The 15,657-nt window shown below is 48.0% G+C and carries 14 protein-coding genes; 13 read left to right on the top strand and 1 reads right to left on the bottom strand.

What is annotated here, in order from left to right; genetic code table 11:
* Nucleotides 1–2: 2 nt before the first annotated feature.
* The 5 genes from MHB43_RS28860 to pssA all read left to right on the top strand — a co-directional run bounded on the left by MHB43_RS28860 (nucleotide 3) and on the right by pssA (nucleotide 7,227).
* Entirely contained in the window at nucleotides 3–1,073 is a 1,071-nt protein-coding gene (locus MHB43_RS28860) for a protein arginine kinase (protein ID WP_405130876.1), read from the top strand.
* 184 nt (nucleotides 1,074–1,257) lie between these two features.
* Nucleotides 1,258–3,720, top strand: coding sequence for an ATP-dependent Clp protease ATP-binding subunit (locus tag MHB43_RS28855; protein ID WP_036607223.1), 2,463 nt, complete (start codon nucleotides 1,258–1,260; stop codon nucleotides 3,718–3,720).
* Nucleotides 3,721–3,992: 272 nt separating this feature from the next.
* Complete coding sequence (radA, locus tag MHB43_RS28850) at nucleotides 3,993–5,360, top strand: DNA repair protein RadA (RefSeq protein ID WP_036671578.1); 1,368 nt, start codon at nucleotides 3,993–3,995, stop codon at nucleotides 5,358–5,360.
* A 13-nt stretch (nucleotides 5,361–5,373) separates the two neighbouring features.
* Nucleotides 5,374–6,450 (top strand): DNA integrity scanning diadenylate cyclase DisA, encoded by a 1,077-nt coding sequence (gene disA, locus MHB43_RS28845; protein ID WP_047841130.1) that lies wholly within the window; start codon nucleotides 5,374–5,376, stop codon nucleotides 6,448–6,450.
* A gap of 45 nt (nucleotides 6,451–6,495) precedes the next feature.
* A complete protein-coding gene (gene pssA / locus MHB43_RS28840; RefSeq protein WP_017692048.1) occupies nucleotides 6,496–7,227 on the top strand; it encodes a CDP-diacylglycerol--serine O-phosphatidyltransferase in 732 nt (243 codons plus the stop codon).
* A 126-nt stretch (nucleotides 7,228–7,353) separates the two neighbouring features.
* Here pssA and MHB43_RS28835 read toward each other — a convergent pair whose 3' ends face one another.
* Nucleotides 7,354–7,749 carry a hypothetical protein gene (locus tag MHB43_RS28835; protein WP_017692049.1) on the bottom strand — a complete coding sequence of 132 codons (396 nt, stop codon included), beginning with the start codon at nucleotides 7,747–7,749 and terminating at the stop codon, nucleotides 7,354–7,356.
* Nucleotides 7,750–7,921: 172 nt separating this feature from the next.
* Here MHB43_RS28835 and MHB43_RS28830 point away from each other — a divergent pair, with 172 nt between their 5' ends.
* From MHB43_RS28830 to rlmB, 8 genes are all read left to right on the top strand, one after another.
* A complete protein-coding gene (locus MHB43_RS28830) occupies nucleotides 7,922–9,007 on the top strand; it encodes a PIN/TRAM domain-containing protein (RefSeq protein ID WP_047841132.1) in 1,086 nt (361 codons plus the stop codon).
* An 82-nt stretch (nucleotides 9,008–9,089) separates the two neighbouring features.
* Nucleotides 9,090–9,785, top strand: coding sequence for a 2-C-methyl-D-erythritol 4-phosphate cytidylyltransferase (gene ispD / locus MHB43_RS28825; RefSeq protein WP_405130875.1), 696 nt, complete (start codon nucleotides 9,090–9,092; stop codon nucleotides 9,783–9,785).
* The gene (gene ispF / locus MHB43_RS28820; protein WP_405130874.1) at nucleotides 9,782–10,258 is read left to right on the top strand and encodes a 2-C-methyl-D-erythritol 2,4-cyclodiphosphate synthase; all 477 of its coding nucleotides are present in this window, start codon (nucleotides 9,782–9,784) and stop codon (nucleotides 10,256–10,258) included. The genes ispD and ispF overlap by 4 nt, the downstream gene beginning before the upstream one ends.
* A 33-nt stretch (nucleotides 10,259–10,291) precedes the next feature.
* A complete protein-coding gene (gene gltX, locus MHB43_RS28815) occupies nucleotides 10,292–11,749 on the top strand; it encodes a glutamate--tRNA ligase (protein WP_405130873.1) in 1,458 nt (485 codons plus the stop codon).
* A 539-nt stretch (nucleotides 11,750–12,288) separates the two neighbouring features.
* Complete coding sequence (gene cysE, locus MHB43_RS28810) at nucleotides 12,289–12,948, top strand: serine O-acetyltransferase (RefSeq protein WP_221825254.1); 660 nt, start codon at nucleotides 12,289–12,291, stop codon at nucleotides 12,946–12,948.
* 42 nt (nucleotides 12,949–12,990) lie between these two features.
* Nucleotides 12,991–14,391 (top strand): cysteine--tRNA ligase, encoded by a 1,401-nt coding sequence (gene cysS / locus MHB43_RS28805; protein ID WP_405130872.1) that lies wholly within the window; start codon nucleotides 12,991–12,993, stop codon nucleotides 14,389–14,391.
* Nucleotides 14,388–14,867 (top strand): Mini-ribonuclease 3, encoded by a 480-nt coding sequence (locus MHB43_RS28800; protein ID WP_076334124.1) that lies wholly within the window; start codon nucleotides 14,388–14,390, stop codon nucleotides 14,865–14,867. The genes cysS and MHB43_RS28800 overlap by 4 nt, the downstream gene beginning before the upstream one ends.
* Nucleotides 14,868–14,910: 43 nt before the next feature.
* Complete coding sequence (rlmB, locus tag MHB43_RS28795) at nucleotides 14,911–15,657, top strand: 23S rRNA (guanosine(2251)-2'-O)-methyltransferase RlmB (protein ID WP_017692057.1); 747 nt, start codon at nucleotides 14,911–14,913, stop codon at nucleotides 15,655–15,657.

The following is a 15,657-nucleotide window of genomic DNA, read 5'->3' as shown; positions in this document are numbered from 1 at the left end:
TAATGCCTAATCTGCGCTTTACAGAGAAGGCGCTCAGCGACTGGATGCGCAGTGATGCGGCTGATTCCGAAATTGTCATTAGCAGCCGTGTCCGGATTGCACGCAACCTTCAGCATATTCCGTTTCCGATGCTGGCTTCCAATGAGCAATCGGAAGAGGTGCTGAATAAGCTGAGCGAAGTACTTCAATACGATGACGTTCATGCCTTTGGGGATTTTCATACGTTGGATCTGATCGATATTGACGAACTCGACAAACGGGTGCTGGTGGAGAAACATCTCATCAGTCCAAGTCTTGCGAATGAATCCAGGAATGGTGCGGTTATTCTCAGTGAGGATGAGTCTGTCAGTATTATGATTAACGAAGAGGATCATCTTCGTATCCAGTGCCTCTATCCGGGGTTCCAGGTGAAAGAAGCCTGGGAGAAAGCTTCCGCAATAGATGATGCTTTTGAAGCGCACGTGGATTATGCTTTTGATGATCGCAGAGGATACTTAACCAGCTGTCCTACTAATGTAGGTACAGGTGTTAGAGCATCGGTTATGATGCACTTGCCTGCCCTGGTGATGACACAACAGATTGGCCGCATTTTAACCGCAGTTTCCCAAGTGGGTTTAACTGTAAGGGGGATATACGGTGAAGGCAGTGAGGCGATGGGTAACCTGTTCCAGATCTCGAACCAGATTACTTTGGGACAGACCGAACAGGAAGTCATCGAGAACCTGCATGGTGTTGTATTACAGATGATAGGTCATGAGCGTACAGCCAGAGAACGGTTAATTACCGACTCCAGAGTTCGGATTACGGATCGTGTCATGCGCTCTTACGGCATATTGTCTCATGCAGCTATTGTGGATTCCAAGGAAGCTGCACAGCGCTTATCTGATGTACGCCTTGGCGTGGATCTCGGTTTGTTGGATGGACTGTCCATTACGGTAATGAATGAGTTGAATGTGATGACACAGCCGGGATTCTTGCAGAAAACGTTCGGGGAAGATATGCGCACAGATGAGCGTGACATCTACCGTGCTCAGTTGATTCGTGATACGATCAATACAGCGAAGCAGTCCTAGCTTAGCCTAATATTGTATTGAATTATGGTTTCATGCCGCATTGCGGCTTTTATATAATAAGGCATGTACAAATGCCAAATGACTTTATTCGCAGCACGGCTGCAAACAAAAATGATATGAAGAATACGACGGTTATTTCATTACATGACCTCGTTTTATCCAAAACCATGGAGGTGCAGGAGATATGATGTTTGGAAGATTTACGGAACGGGCCCAAAAGGTGCTCGCACTCGCGCAGGAAGAAGCTGTCCGTCTCGGTCATAATAACATCGGTACTGAGCATATTTTGCTCGGCCTCATTCGTGAAGGCGAAGGCATCGCAGCCAAAGCACTGATCGGCCTGGGACTCGGATTAGAAAAAATTCAGGATGAAGTAGAAACGCTGATTGGCCGTGGCCAAGAGCAACCTACCAACATTGCATATACGCCACGTGCGAAAAAAGTAATTGAACTGTCTATGGATGAAGCTCGTAAATTGGGCCACACTTATGTAGGCACAGAGCATATCCTGCTCGGATTGATTCGTGAAGGCGAGGGTGTTGCAGCACGTGTGCTCAATAACCTGGGAATTAGCCTGAACAAAGCACGTCAACAAGTGTTGCAATTGCTTGGCAGCAGTGAAGCTGTATCCAGTCATAATGGAACACCTGCCAATGTAAGCACACCAACGCTGGACAGTCTGGCACGTGACCTCACGGCTTATGCGAGAGAGAACAACCTGGACCCCGTCATTGGGCGTAGTAAAGAAATTGAACGTGTCATCCAAGTGCTCAGCCGTCGTACGAAGAACAACCCGGTATTGATCGGTGAGCCAGGTGTAGGTAAAACAGCGATTGCTGAAGGCCTTGCACAAAAAATCATCGCAAATGAGATTCCGGAAACATTACGCGACAAACGTGTAATGACTCTGGATATGGGTTCTGTAGTTGCTGGAACCAAATATCGTGGTGAGTTTGAAGATCGTCTGAAAAAAATCATGGATGAGATCCGCCAAGCAGGTAACATTGTCCTGTTTATCGACGAATTGCATACCTTGATTGGCGCAGGCGGAGCTGAAGGCGCAATCGATGCTTCTAACATTTTGAAACCGGCTCTGGCCCGTGGAGAATTGCAATGTATCGGTGCGACAACACTGGATGAATATCGTAAATACATCGAGAAGGATGCAGCGCTTGAGCGTCGTTTCCAACCGATTACTGTAGATCAGCCTTCTCCGGAAGAAGCGATTCAAATCTTGCACGGCTTGCGTGACCGTTATGAGGCGCATCACCGCGTGAAAATCACGGACGAAGCAATTGTGCAGGCGGTTAAACTGTCTGATCGTTACATTACAGACCGTTTCCTGCCGGATAAAGCGATTGACCTGATTGATGAAGCGGGTTCCAAAGTAAGATTGAACTCTTACACGATCCCACCAAACCTGAAACAACTGGAAAGCCGTCTGGAAGATATCCGTAAGGAAAAAGACGCTGCAGTTCAAAGTCAGGAGTTCGAAAAAGCAGCAGCTCTGCGTGATACGGAACAAAAAATCCGTGAAGAGCTGGATGTAACGAAGAACCAGTGGAAAGAGAAACAAGGTCGCACCGATTCCGAGGTTACTCCTGAGGATATCGCACAAGTGGTAGCCAGCTGGACCGGAATTCCTGTGAACCAACTGAAAGAAGAAGAGACACAGCGTCTGATGAATCTGGAGTCTATTCTACATGAACGTGTCATCGGTCAGGATGAGGCAGTGAAGTCTGTCAGCCGTGCGGTTCGTCGTGCTCGTGCAGGACTTAAAGATCCAAAACGTCCGATGGGTTCATTCATTTTCCTCGGCCCTACAGGGGTAGGTAAAACAGAACTTGCTCGTGCTCTGGCTGAAGCGATGTTCGGCGATGAAAATGCAGTAATCCGGATTGATATGTCCGAGTATGGTGAGAAACACTCGACTTCCCGACTTGTCGGAGCGCCTCCAGGATATGTTGGGTACGAAGAAGGTGGCCAGCTGACAGAGAAAGTTCGTCGCAAACCATATTCCGTAGTCCTGCTCGATGAAATCGAGAAAGCACATCCAGAAGTATTCAATATCTTGTTACAAGTGCTTGAGGATGGTCGACTGACGGATTCCAAAGGTCGCGTCGTTGACTTCCGCAATACGCTGATTATCTTGACATCCAACGTGGGTGCCGAAGCGATCAAACGTAACTCTACACTGGGCTTCACTGCAGTTGTAGATGCAGGAGCAGATTATGACAACATGAAGGGGAAAGTGATGGATGAGTTGAAGAAAAGCTTCCGTCCAGAGTTCCTTAACCGGATTGATGAAATTATCGTGTTCCACTCACTCGAAGAAAAACACATTGCTGAAATTGTTACGCTTATGAGTGAAGAACTTCGTAAACGACTGCTCGAACATGAGGTCGATTTCGAACTCACTGATAATGCCAAGTCTTTCCTTGCGAAGTCAGGCTTTGATCCAGCTTACGGTGCGCGTCCGCTTCGTCGGGCGATCCAGAAGCATATCGAGGACAAATTGTCCGAAGAGTTGCTCACAGGTAACGTAACCAAAGGGGATTCATTGCTCATCGACGAAGAGAATGGTGCACTGTCTGTTACGAAAAAAGACGTGGTCGTTCCGTCCAATGAGGAAATCGAAACCAAATAATATTTAGCAAGCTTTGAAGTTAAACTTCAGCTTGTATTGATCCATAATCCTTAATCAAATCCTTCTCGGCTTCGGCCGGGGAGGATTTTTTGCACTTTGGACAGAAGACGGACATGATTATGTTAGGAACATGTGTAAAGTTTGCGATAATCCTTTACGAAAAATCTCAAACAATGGTAAACTTTTAGTAACCCTGCACGTCAGGAAGTTTGGGTGAAATTCGTCGAATAATGCAAAATGCTGTTATAAAACTAAATTATAGGAGTGCTGAAGTGGCCAAAGTTAAAACCAAGTTTCAATGTACGGAATGCGGCTATGAAGCCCCCAAGTGGTACGGTAAGTGTCCGGGTTGTCAGTCATGGAATTCAATGGTGGAAGAAACAGAGACGGTGGTCAAAACACAAGGGAGAAATTCTCCTCTGTTTGACAGTAAAGATAAACCGCTTCCTATCATAGATATAGATAGCGGTCAGGAACCGCGTGTACAGACTGGAATCGGAGAGTTGAACCGGGTATTGGGTGGCGGAATCGTTCCGGGTTCACTCGTTCTGGTGGGCGGAGATCCGGGTATTGGTAAATCAACGTTGATGTTGCAGACGTCCCATGCTTTGACGCACTCGGGTTTGCGTGTGTTATATGTTTCCGGTGAGGAATCAGTCAAGCAAACCAAATTGCGGGCAGACCGTCTCGGGGCACTCTCTGCCGAGTTGTATGTACTGTGTGAAACCAATATGGAACGTGTAGAGGAAGCGGTGGATCAGATCCAGCCGCATTTTCTGGTCATCGACTCCATTCAGACGGTATATCTTCCCGAAGTTACCAGTGCGCCAGGTAGTGTAGCGCAGGTAAGGGAATGTACGTCAAGGTTCATGCGGATTGCCAAAGGCAGAGGCATTGCAACGGTTCTTGTGGGGCATGTTACCAAAGAAGGTGCCATTGCCGGTCCACGTATGTTAGAACATATGGTGGATTGCGTGCTTTATTTTGAAGGAGAACGGCATCATACGTATCGCCTGCTGCGTGCGGTGAAGAACCGTTTTGGTTCAACCAATGAGATTGGCATTTTTGAAATGGGCGAGGATGGACTTCGTGAGGTGGGCAATCCGTCCGAACTCTTTTTGTCGGAACGTCCACTGGGTGTAGCAGGTTCAACGGTAGTTGCCAGTATGGAGGGTACACGCCCTCTGCTCGTGGAATTGCAGGCGTTGATCTCGACCACACATTTCCCTTCTCCCCGCCGTATGGCAACAGGGGTAGATCTGCATCGACTAAATCTGATCATTGCAGTGCTGGAGAAAAGAATGGGCATGTTTTTACAGACCCAGGATGCGTATCTGAACGTGGCTGGTGGAGTACGGTTGGATGAGCCTGCTGTAGATTTGGCTGTTGCTGTCAGTATTGCATCCAGTTTGAGAGATGTACCGACCAAGCCGGATGACGTCATCTTTGGCGAGATTGGTCTGACAGGTGAGGTTCGAGCCGTATCACGGGCCGAACAACGAGTGAAGGAAGCCGCAAAGCTGGGCTTCAAGCGAGTCATTTTACCAGAAAAAAGCTTAAAGGGCTGGAAACATCCTCGCGGGATACAACTGATCGGTGTGAATACCGTGGCAGATGCACTAGCGGTTGCTTTAGATTAGGGGGCATAACAAGATGAAAGATATGAGCCAACTGGATAATATGAATGAGTTGTTAAGGCTGATCGCACCAGGTACACCTTTCCGCGAAGGTCTGGAAAATGTGCTGCGCGCCAAGACGGGCGCACTGCTTGTTGTAGGATACAGCCCTGAAGTAATGGAAGTGGTGGATGGGGGATTCTCGATTAACTGTGATTTCTCCCCGAACTATCTGTATGAACTCGCCAAGATGGATGGAGCCATTATTCTTAGCGAGGATTTGAAGCGTATTCTTTACGCCAATACCCAGTTAATCCCGGATTCATCTATCTCTTCATCAGAGACGGGGATTCGTCACCGGACGGCAGAGCGTGTAGCGAAGCAAACGGGTAAATTGGTCGTATCCATATCACAGCGACGGAATATCATTACCTTGTATCAGGGAACACTTCGTTATTCCCTCAAGGAAATCGGGGTTATTTTGACCAAAGCGAATCAAGCGATTCAAACCCTGGAGAAATACAAAGCGGTATTAACACAGTCCCTTACGAATCTGAGTGCTTCGGAATTTGAGGAATTAGTAACGATTCCTGAAGTGGTTAATGTGATTCAGCGTACCGAAATGGTGATGCGGATCAAAACGGAAATCAAACGATACATTCATGAACTTGGGAATGAGGGACGACTCATTTCCATGCAAATGGAAGAGCTCGTGGGTACAACGGAAGAAGAAGCCTGGTTATTGTATAAAGACTATGCCCGTGACGACAGTGATGACAAAATCCGTGAAATTATCGTGGGACTGAAAAGATTGTCGGACGATGAGTTGCTGGATGCACATCATATTGTCCGTCTGCTCGGCTATCCATCATCAGCGGCTACTTCTGAGGATTCGGTTGCCCCTCGTGGATTCCGGGTATTAAATAAGATCCCCCGCCTGCCCAATGTCATTATCCATAATTTGGTGGATCAATTCGAACAATTGCCTCATGTGATTATGGCTACAATTGAAGAACTGGACGAAGTGGACGGTATTGGTGAAGTTCGTGCCCGGACCATTAAGGAAGGCCTCAAACGTTTGCAGGAGCAGATGTTTATCGACAGACAGATGTAAGGGTTTGCCTATATAAAGGCTTGAAATGGATGAGGTGAAACAACGATGCTAACCAGATTCATTCCGAATCTCTTTACCCTGGGTAATCTGTTTCTTGGAATGATGGCAATTTTGCTTGCGATTGATGGAAATTACAGTTTGGCTGCCATAATGGTCATTGTAGCGATGCTACTGGATGGTCTGGATGGCCGAGTGGCACGTGCACTTAATGCTCAAAGTGAATTCGGTAAGGAACTGGATTCCTTGTCTGACATGGTTTCCTTTGGTGCAGCACCAGCCCTGATCATATTTATGGTGTCGTTTCAAGATTCGATGCCGATTCTCGCCTGGATCGCAACAGCGGCTTTTCCGATCTGTGGAGCCATTCGTCTTGCTCGGTTTAATGTTCGTCCGGGAATTCCCGGGTATTTCACAGGTCTGCCGATTCCCGCAGCCGGTGGGGTGCTGGCTACACTGTCCTTGTTCAATAAGGATATTGGTCCGGTTAGCATGATGATTGCTACATTGCTGTTATCGTATCTGATGGTGAGTTCGCTTAAATATCCCAATTTCAAAAAGGTCGGTTTGCCACGCAAGGCAATCTGGATTGCACCATGGGTTGTGTTATTTGCCATAGCCGTAGCCGTTATTTTCCCGGAGCAGTTATCCAAATTGATCTTTATTCCGCTGGTATTATACGCCCTGTATGGAATGAAGCATAATGTGCGAACGGCGGCCTCACGTAGTCGGGCGAAAAAGCGCAAGGATGAGAAATCTTCCCGTCCTTCCGATCGTTAAGTCGCCTTGGGGACAGACACTATACTAAAAAAGCACGTACTCTCCTGAACTGGAGAATGCGTGCTTTTTGTTTATTCAGATCTATTTACGGTAAAAGAAACCCTTGCGGACGACATACATATCTTCTTACGACAGATTAAACATCCCTAACGTTGAACACTTCTGTGATTCGTGATTTACGACCTCTTCCATGTTAATGTCCAGCAGGTTGCAGAGAGCCGACATGTAGAACAGGTTCCGCCCTAGTTCAGAGCTGATGACCTCTCTGCAGTTCTCACACAACTCACCTTCCACATGCGTTTCCAGCAGGCCCTTGGTTTGAGCGATATCGCTCTCCGGGGCATATTTCTGCTTGGTGGCGTGCAGCTCGATGCAGCCGCATTCGGTAATGGCTTTGGACACGGCACGGTTAACAGACGCTCCGGCTTGTCCCGTTTTGGAAAGTACATCAATCAGGCTGCGATGACGCAGCAACAGTTCAGAAACTTGATCCTGGAAAGCCTGTAAACTTAGCGTACTCATTTTGCCACTCACCTCGGGATATGAATTGAATTCATTATATGCCAATAATTTACCTACTTTCAACTGACGATTGCAACATTTCCAAAAAGTTCTTCCAGATGGGATTAGCAATTCAGGAATTGGATCATACTGGATATAAAGTCAAGATACATTGAAGGAGGTGCAGGGACTAATGTGGAAAAAAGGCATTTTAACTTTTACAGGATTGTGCGGTGCATGGTTCGGCTACACGGCATATCATCTGGCAGGAAAATCGGTCCCATGGATGGCGGAGTGGATTCAGTCAGCAGGATTACTGGGAGCTGGTATATCGACACTGCTGGGAGCTGTAATGTTTATGGCTGTATGTAATATCGGTGGAACATTGATGGCAGACAGGCTGCATAGTGGAATCGATTCATTGGCAAAAGTACCTATGAACGAACTGGCTGCAGGTGCCGCAGGTACGGTGGCTGGGTTGCTGGTGGCCTTGTTGCTCTACCCTGTTGTGGGATGGATGGGGACGGCAGGAGAAGTGCTGCAAGTGGCGCTGACGGTGATTAGTGCTTATTCCGGTTATACCCTTGCCATGGCGAAGAAAGACGATCTGGGGGCCTTCTGGATGTCTGGGCGATGGGGTCATCCCGAGGTGGACGAGGATAGACGGATGGAAGAACATAAGATTCTGGATACCAGTGTTATTATCGATGGGCGTATCGCTGATATATGCAAAACCGGATTCATTGAAGGCACGATCGTAATTCCGGAATTCGTTCTGGAGGAGTTACAGCATATTGCCGATTCATCGGATCTGCTCAAGCGGAACAGAGGACGGCGTGGACTGGACATTTTGAACAAAATCCAGAAGGAACTTGATGTAAAAGTCCTGATCTATGAGGGGGATTTCGAGGAAATCTCCGAGGTGGACAGCAAACTGGTTAAACTGGCTAAAGTGCTTCAGGGCAAAGTGGTCACCAATGACTTTAACCTGAACAAAGTGTGTGAACTCCAAGGTGTATCTGTGTTGAACATTAATGATCTCGCCAATGCGGTTAAGCCAGTTGTTCTGCCAGGTGAGGAGATCATGGTGCAGATCATCAAGGATGGCAAGGAGCATGGTCAAGGTGTAGCCTATCTGGATGATGGCACTATGATCGTTGTGGAGGGCGGACGCGAGTATATCGGCATGATGATGGAAGTGCTGGTGACCAGTGTGTTGCAGACTTCAGCGGGACGAATGATTTTTGCCAAGCCGAAACTGTTGGAAAAAGCCCAATAAAGCGGTATGATGGGTAGTGTATCGTTGAATGATATTGTATATCTTCGGACGATAAACTGACAGACAAGGCAGGGATTGCGGCATGGATAAAGGGTGGGGCGTTGTCATTGTGGCAGCAGGTCGCGGAACCCGGATGGGGACGACCGAGAGCAAACAGTTTCTGTTGCTGCAGGACAAGCCCGTTTTCATACATACGCTTGAGGTATTTGCTGCGCTGGACGAGATCCGCGAGATGGTGCTTGTCACAGGAGCCGCAGATGTTGAACGCTGCCAGGATTGGGTAAAAGAATACCAACTGGATTCACGTGTCCGTGTTATCCCCGGAGGGAAAGAGAGACAACATTCTGTCCATAAAGGCCTTGAGGCACTTGGGACGGATTGGGTTCTCGTTCACGACGGGGTACGTCCTTTTGTGAACCATGAGCAGATCAAGGGATGCATGGCGGCCGCCATATCCGGTGGTGGAGCAGCTGTGCTGGCGGTTCCCGTGAAGGATACGATCAAACAAGTGAATGCGGAAGGAGTCGTTACGGCGACACCAGACCGCAGCAGTCTGTGGAGCATTCAAACCCCGCAGGCTTTTCGTCTTTCTTCCCTGCTCTCCGCCTACGCATCAGCCGATCAGGATGGATTTCTGGGAACAGATGATGCCATGCTGGCTGAACGTCAGGGAATGTCGGTCAAGGTTGTGGAAGGCAATTATACCAATATCAAATTAACAACGCCGGAAGATTTGCAATATGCTGCGTTTTTGCTGGGGGGAGAGAAGAAGCGATGATACGTGTAGGACAGGGATTTGATGTACATCAGCTGGTAGAGGGACGCCCGTGCATTATTGGCGGAGTAACGATTCCTTATGAAAAAGGACTGCTGGGTCACTCGGACGCAGACGTGCTGTTGCACGCGATTAGTGATGCCATTTTGGGTGCGCTGGCACTTGGGGATATTGGCAAACACTTCCCGGATACCGATCCGGAATTCAAAGATGCCGACAGCCTGAAATTGCTGGAGCATGTATGGCAGATTGTGAAAGATCGCGGGTATAAGCTAGGGAATATTGATTCAACGATTATTGCCCAGAAGCCAAAGATGGCTCCTTACATCCCACAGATGGCTGAGGTTATTGCCAAGGCACTGGAAGCGGATGTAACGCAGGTGAACGTGAAAGCAACAACGACAGAGCAACTGGGATTCCCAGGACGGGGAGAGGGCATTGCCGCTCAATCCGTTGTTTGTCTTATACGTGTGTGATATCATCAATCAATTAGCGACGGAGGGGATCATATGAGCACGGAAATTCGTGTGCGTTACGCGCCGAGCCCAACGGGACACCTGCATATCGGGAATGCCCGTACGGCGTTGTTTAACTATCTATATGCCAAACATAATAACGGTAAATTCATTATTCGTATTGAAGATACGGACGTGAAACGGAATATTGCCGGTGGTGAAGAAAGCCAACTGAAATACCTGAAATGGCTCGGAATTGAGTGGGACGAAAGTATTGACGTGGGCGGAGAATACGGACCATACCGTCAAACGGAACGTCTGGACCTCTATCGTAAATATACGCAGGAATTGCTGGATAAAGGTCTGGCTTACCGTTGCTTCTGCACGGAGGAAGAATTGGAGCAAGAGCGCGAGGAACAGTCAGCACGTGGAGAAACACCGCGTTATTCGGGCAAACACCGTGACCTGACTCCAGAGCAAATTAGTGCGTTTGAAGCGGAAGGCCGCGTAGCGAGTATACGTTTCCGTGTGCCGGAAGAGCGCACATATACGTTTGATGATATGGTTAAAGGCACAATCTCGTTCAACAGCAAGGAATCCGGTGACTTCGTCATTGTGAAAAAAGACGGCATTCCCACGTACAACTATGCTGTTGCTGTGGATGATCACTTGATGAAGATCTCCCACGTCCTGCGTGGGGAAGATCACATCTCGAACACGCCGCGTCAACTGATGATCTATGAAGCGCTCGGCTGGGAGCCGCCGCAATTCGGTCATATGACGCTGATCGTGAATGAAAATCACAAGAAGTTGAGTAAACGGGATGAATCCGTTATTCAGTTTATTGAGCAATATGATCAGCTCGGCTATTTGCCTGAAGCGATGTTTAACTTTATTTCCTTACTCGGCTGGTCGCCGGAAGGTGAAGAAGAAATCTTTTCGCAAGAGCAGCTGATCTCCATTTTTGATACGAAACGTCTGTCCAAGAGCCCGGCGGTATTTGATACACACAAGCTGGCTCACTTGAACAACCACTATATCAAACATGCTGATCCGGAACGTATTGCCGAAATGGCTATTCCGCATCTGCAAAAGGCTGGACGTATTTCTTCCGAGCTGTCTGCTGAACAAAAAGAATGGGCTTATACACTGGTACACCTGTACCAGGAGCAGATGAATTCTGCCTCCGATATTGTCGAATTGTCGGAAGTATTCTTCCGTTCCAATCTGGAGCTTGAAAGTGAAGGAGAAGCAGTGCTTACTGAGGAGCAGGTGCCAACCGTACTGAAGGCATTTGCGGATAAAGTACAGGCGAGCGAAGAGTTTACTCCAAGCAAAATGGCTGCATTGATCAAGGAAGTACAGAAAGAAACCGGCTTTAAGGGCAAACAGCTCTTTATGCCAATTCGTGTAGCCTTGACTGGACAGACGCATGGACGGGATTTGAACCAAACGATCGTACTTCTGGGTCGTGATACGGTGATCGAACGTTTGCTTGCACAAGTAAAATAAGCTTATTCGAGGACATTCCGTTTATTTGGAATCTGAATACAGTCTTATAATGGATGGGTTACGTAGCAGGCTGTTGTCAGTCTGAGGCCTTTTCGCTATAATAACAACACAACGAATAATTGATATGATTTATCTAATAGAACAGCAAAGATCGGGAGGAGTAGACTGACCCGGACAGATTCAGAGAGGATGGTCCCGCAGCAAAGAAAGATTTCTTTGGTTGCGGTGGCTGTGAGCCATCCACTGTCCATCAGTCGAAATGCACCCGTGAGCTGCACAGCCGAATCCAGCCCCGCCCTTGTTGATCATGACAAGGGAAAACGTTAGGATAGGTTGTGACGATTGGTTTCCGTTACCAAACCGCTTGAGGGCTCATTCTATCTAAGAATGGACCGAGCAGAGTGGGACCGCGATAAACGCCTCTGCAGCTAAATGCTGCAGGGGCGTTTTTTTTGTTTAGGCGAGTGTGCAGTACACTACCAAGGAACGCGCCGTCCGGTAAGCCGGAGGACGGGAACCTGAACAAGAGGGGAACGAGCATGTTCAAGAAGATCAGATCAGATATCCAGGCGGTGTTTGAAAACGATCCGGCGGCCCGAGGTTGGTTTGAGGTGGTATTCACCTACTCAGGGCTGCATGCGATATGGGCACACCGAATGGCTCATTTTTTATACAAGAGAAGATGGTTCTCGGTTGCCAGGTTCATTTCGCAGGTTAGCCGGTTTATGACAGGAATCGAGATACATCCTGGAGCTACGATCGGAAATCGGTTGTTTATTGACCATGGAATGGGCGTCGTTATTGGAGAAACATGTGAGATTGGCGATGATGTCGTTATCTATCAGGGGGTTACCTTGGGCGGAACAGGGAAAGAAAAAGGGAAGAGACATCCGACCATTGGTAATAATGTGGTTATCTCATCCGGAGCCAAGGTGCTGGGTTCATTTAGCGTGGGGGATCAATGTAACATTGGTGCGAACTCCGTTGTGCTTAAGGAGGTCCCTTCCAATAGTACCGTGGTAGGTATACCGGGCAGAATTGTCAAACAGGATGGTCGACGGGTAGATCGCCTTAGTCAGCAATTGCCCGATCCGGTCGTTGACTCCCTGCGCAGTATGCAAAAAGAACTCGAACGATTGCAGAAAGAAGTACGTACACTGCAGAATGCCCGTGAAAATGAGACTGTGCGTGATACGTGATACAATAAATAAAGGCAGTATAGGATGAAAGGATAAGTGACCATGACGCTTCAGATTTATAATACGATGAGTCGTACCAAAGAGGAATTTGTTCCCCAAGAGCCAGGGAAAGTAAAAATGTATGTCTGCGGACCAACGGTATATGACTACATTCATATCGGGAATGCACGCCCGGTTATCTTTTTCGACACAGTTCGAGGATACCTGGAACAGACAGGACATGATGTGAACTATGTGGTGAACTTCACGGATGTGGATGATAAGCTGATTCGCAAAGCAGAACAACTTGGAACAGATGTTCCTCATGTAGCTGAGAAATTTATTGCTGCCTATTATAAAGACCTTGAGGGATTGGGTATTCCCAAGGCGAGCAGCAATCCGAGAGTAACGGAAAACATGTCGCTGATCATTGATTTTATCCGTGAGCTGGTTGAAAAAGGATTTGCGTATGAAAATGGCGGTGACGTCTATTATCGTACAGGCAAATTCAGCGAATATGGCAAACTTTCGAAACAAAACCTGCAGGAGCTGCAATTTGGAATCCGTGTGGGTGTGGATGAGCGCAAAGAGCATCCCGAAGATTTTGTGCTCTGGAAGGCTGCCAAACCAGGGGAGATCTATTGGTCCAGTCCTTGGGGGGATGGTCGACCAGGCTGGCATATTGAGTGCTCCGCCATGGCTAGGGAATACCTTGGAGATACACTGGACATTCACGGGGGTGGACAGGATTTGCAGTTCCCGCACCATGAGTGCGAATGCGCCCAATCCGAGGTATTAACAGGTAAACCACTTGCGAACTACTGGATGCATAATGGATTCATCCGGATTGATAACGAGAAGATGTCAAAATCACTCGGTAATGGTGTTCTGGTTAAAGACTTGCGGAATCAATATAAACGCGAAGCGATTCGTTATTTCATGTTGTCTACCCACTATCGCAACCCATTGAACTTCACGGATGATACGATGGAGCAGGCACAGAACAGTGTGGACCGGATTGCGAATGCGGTAGGTAACCTGAACCATCGTCTGAATGCAGTAACGGTTGATCAGGATATCACAGCAGAGTTTGCGGCAAGACTCGACCAAATTCGTCAGCAGTATCACGAGAAGATGCAGGATGATTTCAATACGCCTGATGCAATTACTGCTATGTTTGAGTGGGCAGGGGAAGCCAACCAACTGTTGCAGCAAGAGGTAGTTAATGCGGCAGACATTCGCGCACTCCTCGAGTTGTTCAGTGAATTGAATGCTGTGCTGCGCATTTATACTGACGCAGAGCCAGAACTTCTGGACGAGGAAGTAGAACGTCTGATTGAAGAGCGTGTAGAAGCGCGCAAGTCCAAAAACTGGGCAAGAGCGGATGAAATTCGCGATGAATTGTCTGCACGTGGCATTCTACTTGAAGATACGGCGCAGGGCATGAGATGGCGGCGCAAATGAGCGAAGGACATCCAAATACACCAAAACAACAGGAGCAGGTCACAGAGGGAGGATGGTTCCCGTATCCTCCTTCCAGACCTGCGAGGTTGATTCCACCTATTGCGCTGGCCTATATTGGTGATGCGGTATATGAGGTAGCTGTTCGTCAATATCTGTTGTCGAAGGCCAACATGCGTCCCAATCATTTGCACCGTAGTGCAACCGGGTTGGTATCAGCGAAGGCACAGAGCCGCATACTTACAACGATTGAGGCTGAGCTGACAGAGGAAGAACGGGATATCGTCCGGCAAGGGCGGAATGCCAAGTCGGGCAGTGTACCCAAAAATGCAGATGTGCTGGAGTACAGACATGCCACGGCTTTTGAATGTCTCATTGGTTACCTCTATAGCAGTGGTCATCATGATCGCATGATTGAACTGATCGGGCATGGCATTGAGCACGCGGAACAACAATCGCCATCACCGACAAAAAAATAGAAATTTCAACAAAACAACGCATTACAGAGAGGATCGAACAACGATGGAAGAAGAATGGATCGCCGGTAAACACTCCGTGACGGAGGCGCTGCGTTCAGGCCGGACCATTAATAAAATATGGATTGCCGATACAGCACAGAAACATCTGACTCAACCTATTATCTCGGAAGCTAAAAAACTAGGTATTGTCATTCAACACGTGGACAAGCGTAAGCTGGATCAAACGGTACCAGGCATTCAGCATCAGGGGGTAGTTGCTCAAGCGGCACCTTACGCTTATGTGGAGGTAGAAGACATTCTTGCCGCAGCAAAAGCGAAGAATGAGCATCCTTTCCTGATTCTGCTGGATGAGATTGAAGATCCGCATAACCTGGGGTCCATTTTGCGGACAGCGGACTGCACGGGTGCGCATGGCGTCATTGTACCCAAACGTCGCTCGGCTGCGGTAACCGTGACAGTATCCAAAACATCAGCAGGCGCTGTGGAGTACGTGCCAGTGGCTCGTGTAAGTAATCTTGGACAGACCATCGATCGCCTCAAAGAGGAAGGTGTATGGGTTGTAGGGACAGATGTCACGGCTCATGAAGGTGTCTTTGGTAATGGAGTCTTTACTGGCCCTGTGGCATTGGTAATCGGAAATGAGAACAAGGGAATGGGACGGCTTATTCGTGAGAAATGCGATGTGCTGATCAAATTACCAATGCAAGGTCAGATTAATTCCCTGAATGCTTCCGTGGCAGCCGGGGTTGTCATGTATGAAGTGCTCCGTTCGCGTCAAGCGCAGGAATAG

The sequence above is a fragment of the Paenibacillus sp. FSL H8-0317 genome, assembly GCF_045040685.1.
Taxonomy (GTDB): Bacteria; Bacillota; Bacilli; order Paenibacillales; family Paenibacillaceae; genus Paenibacillus.
This window is presented reverse-complemented; position numbering and strand designations above follow the sequence as displayed.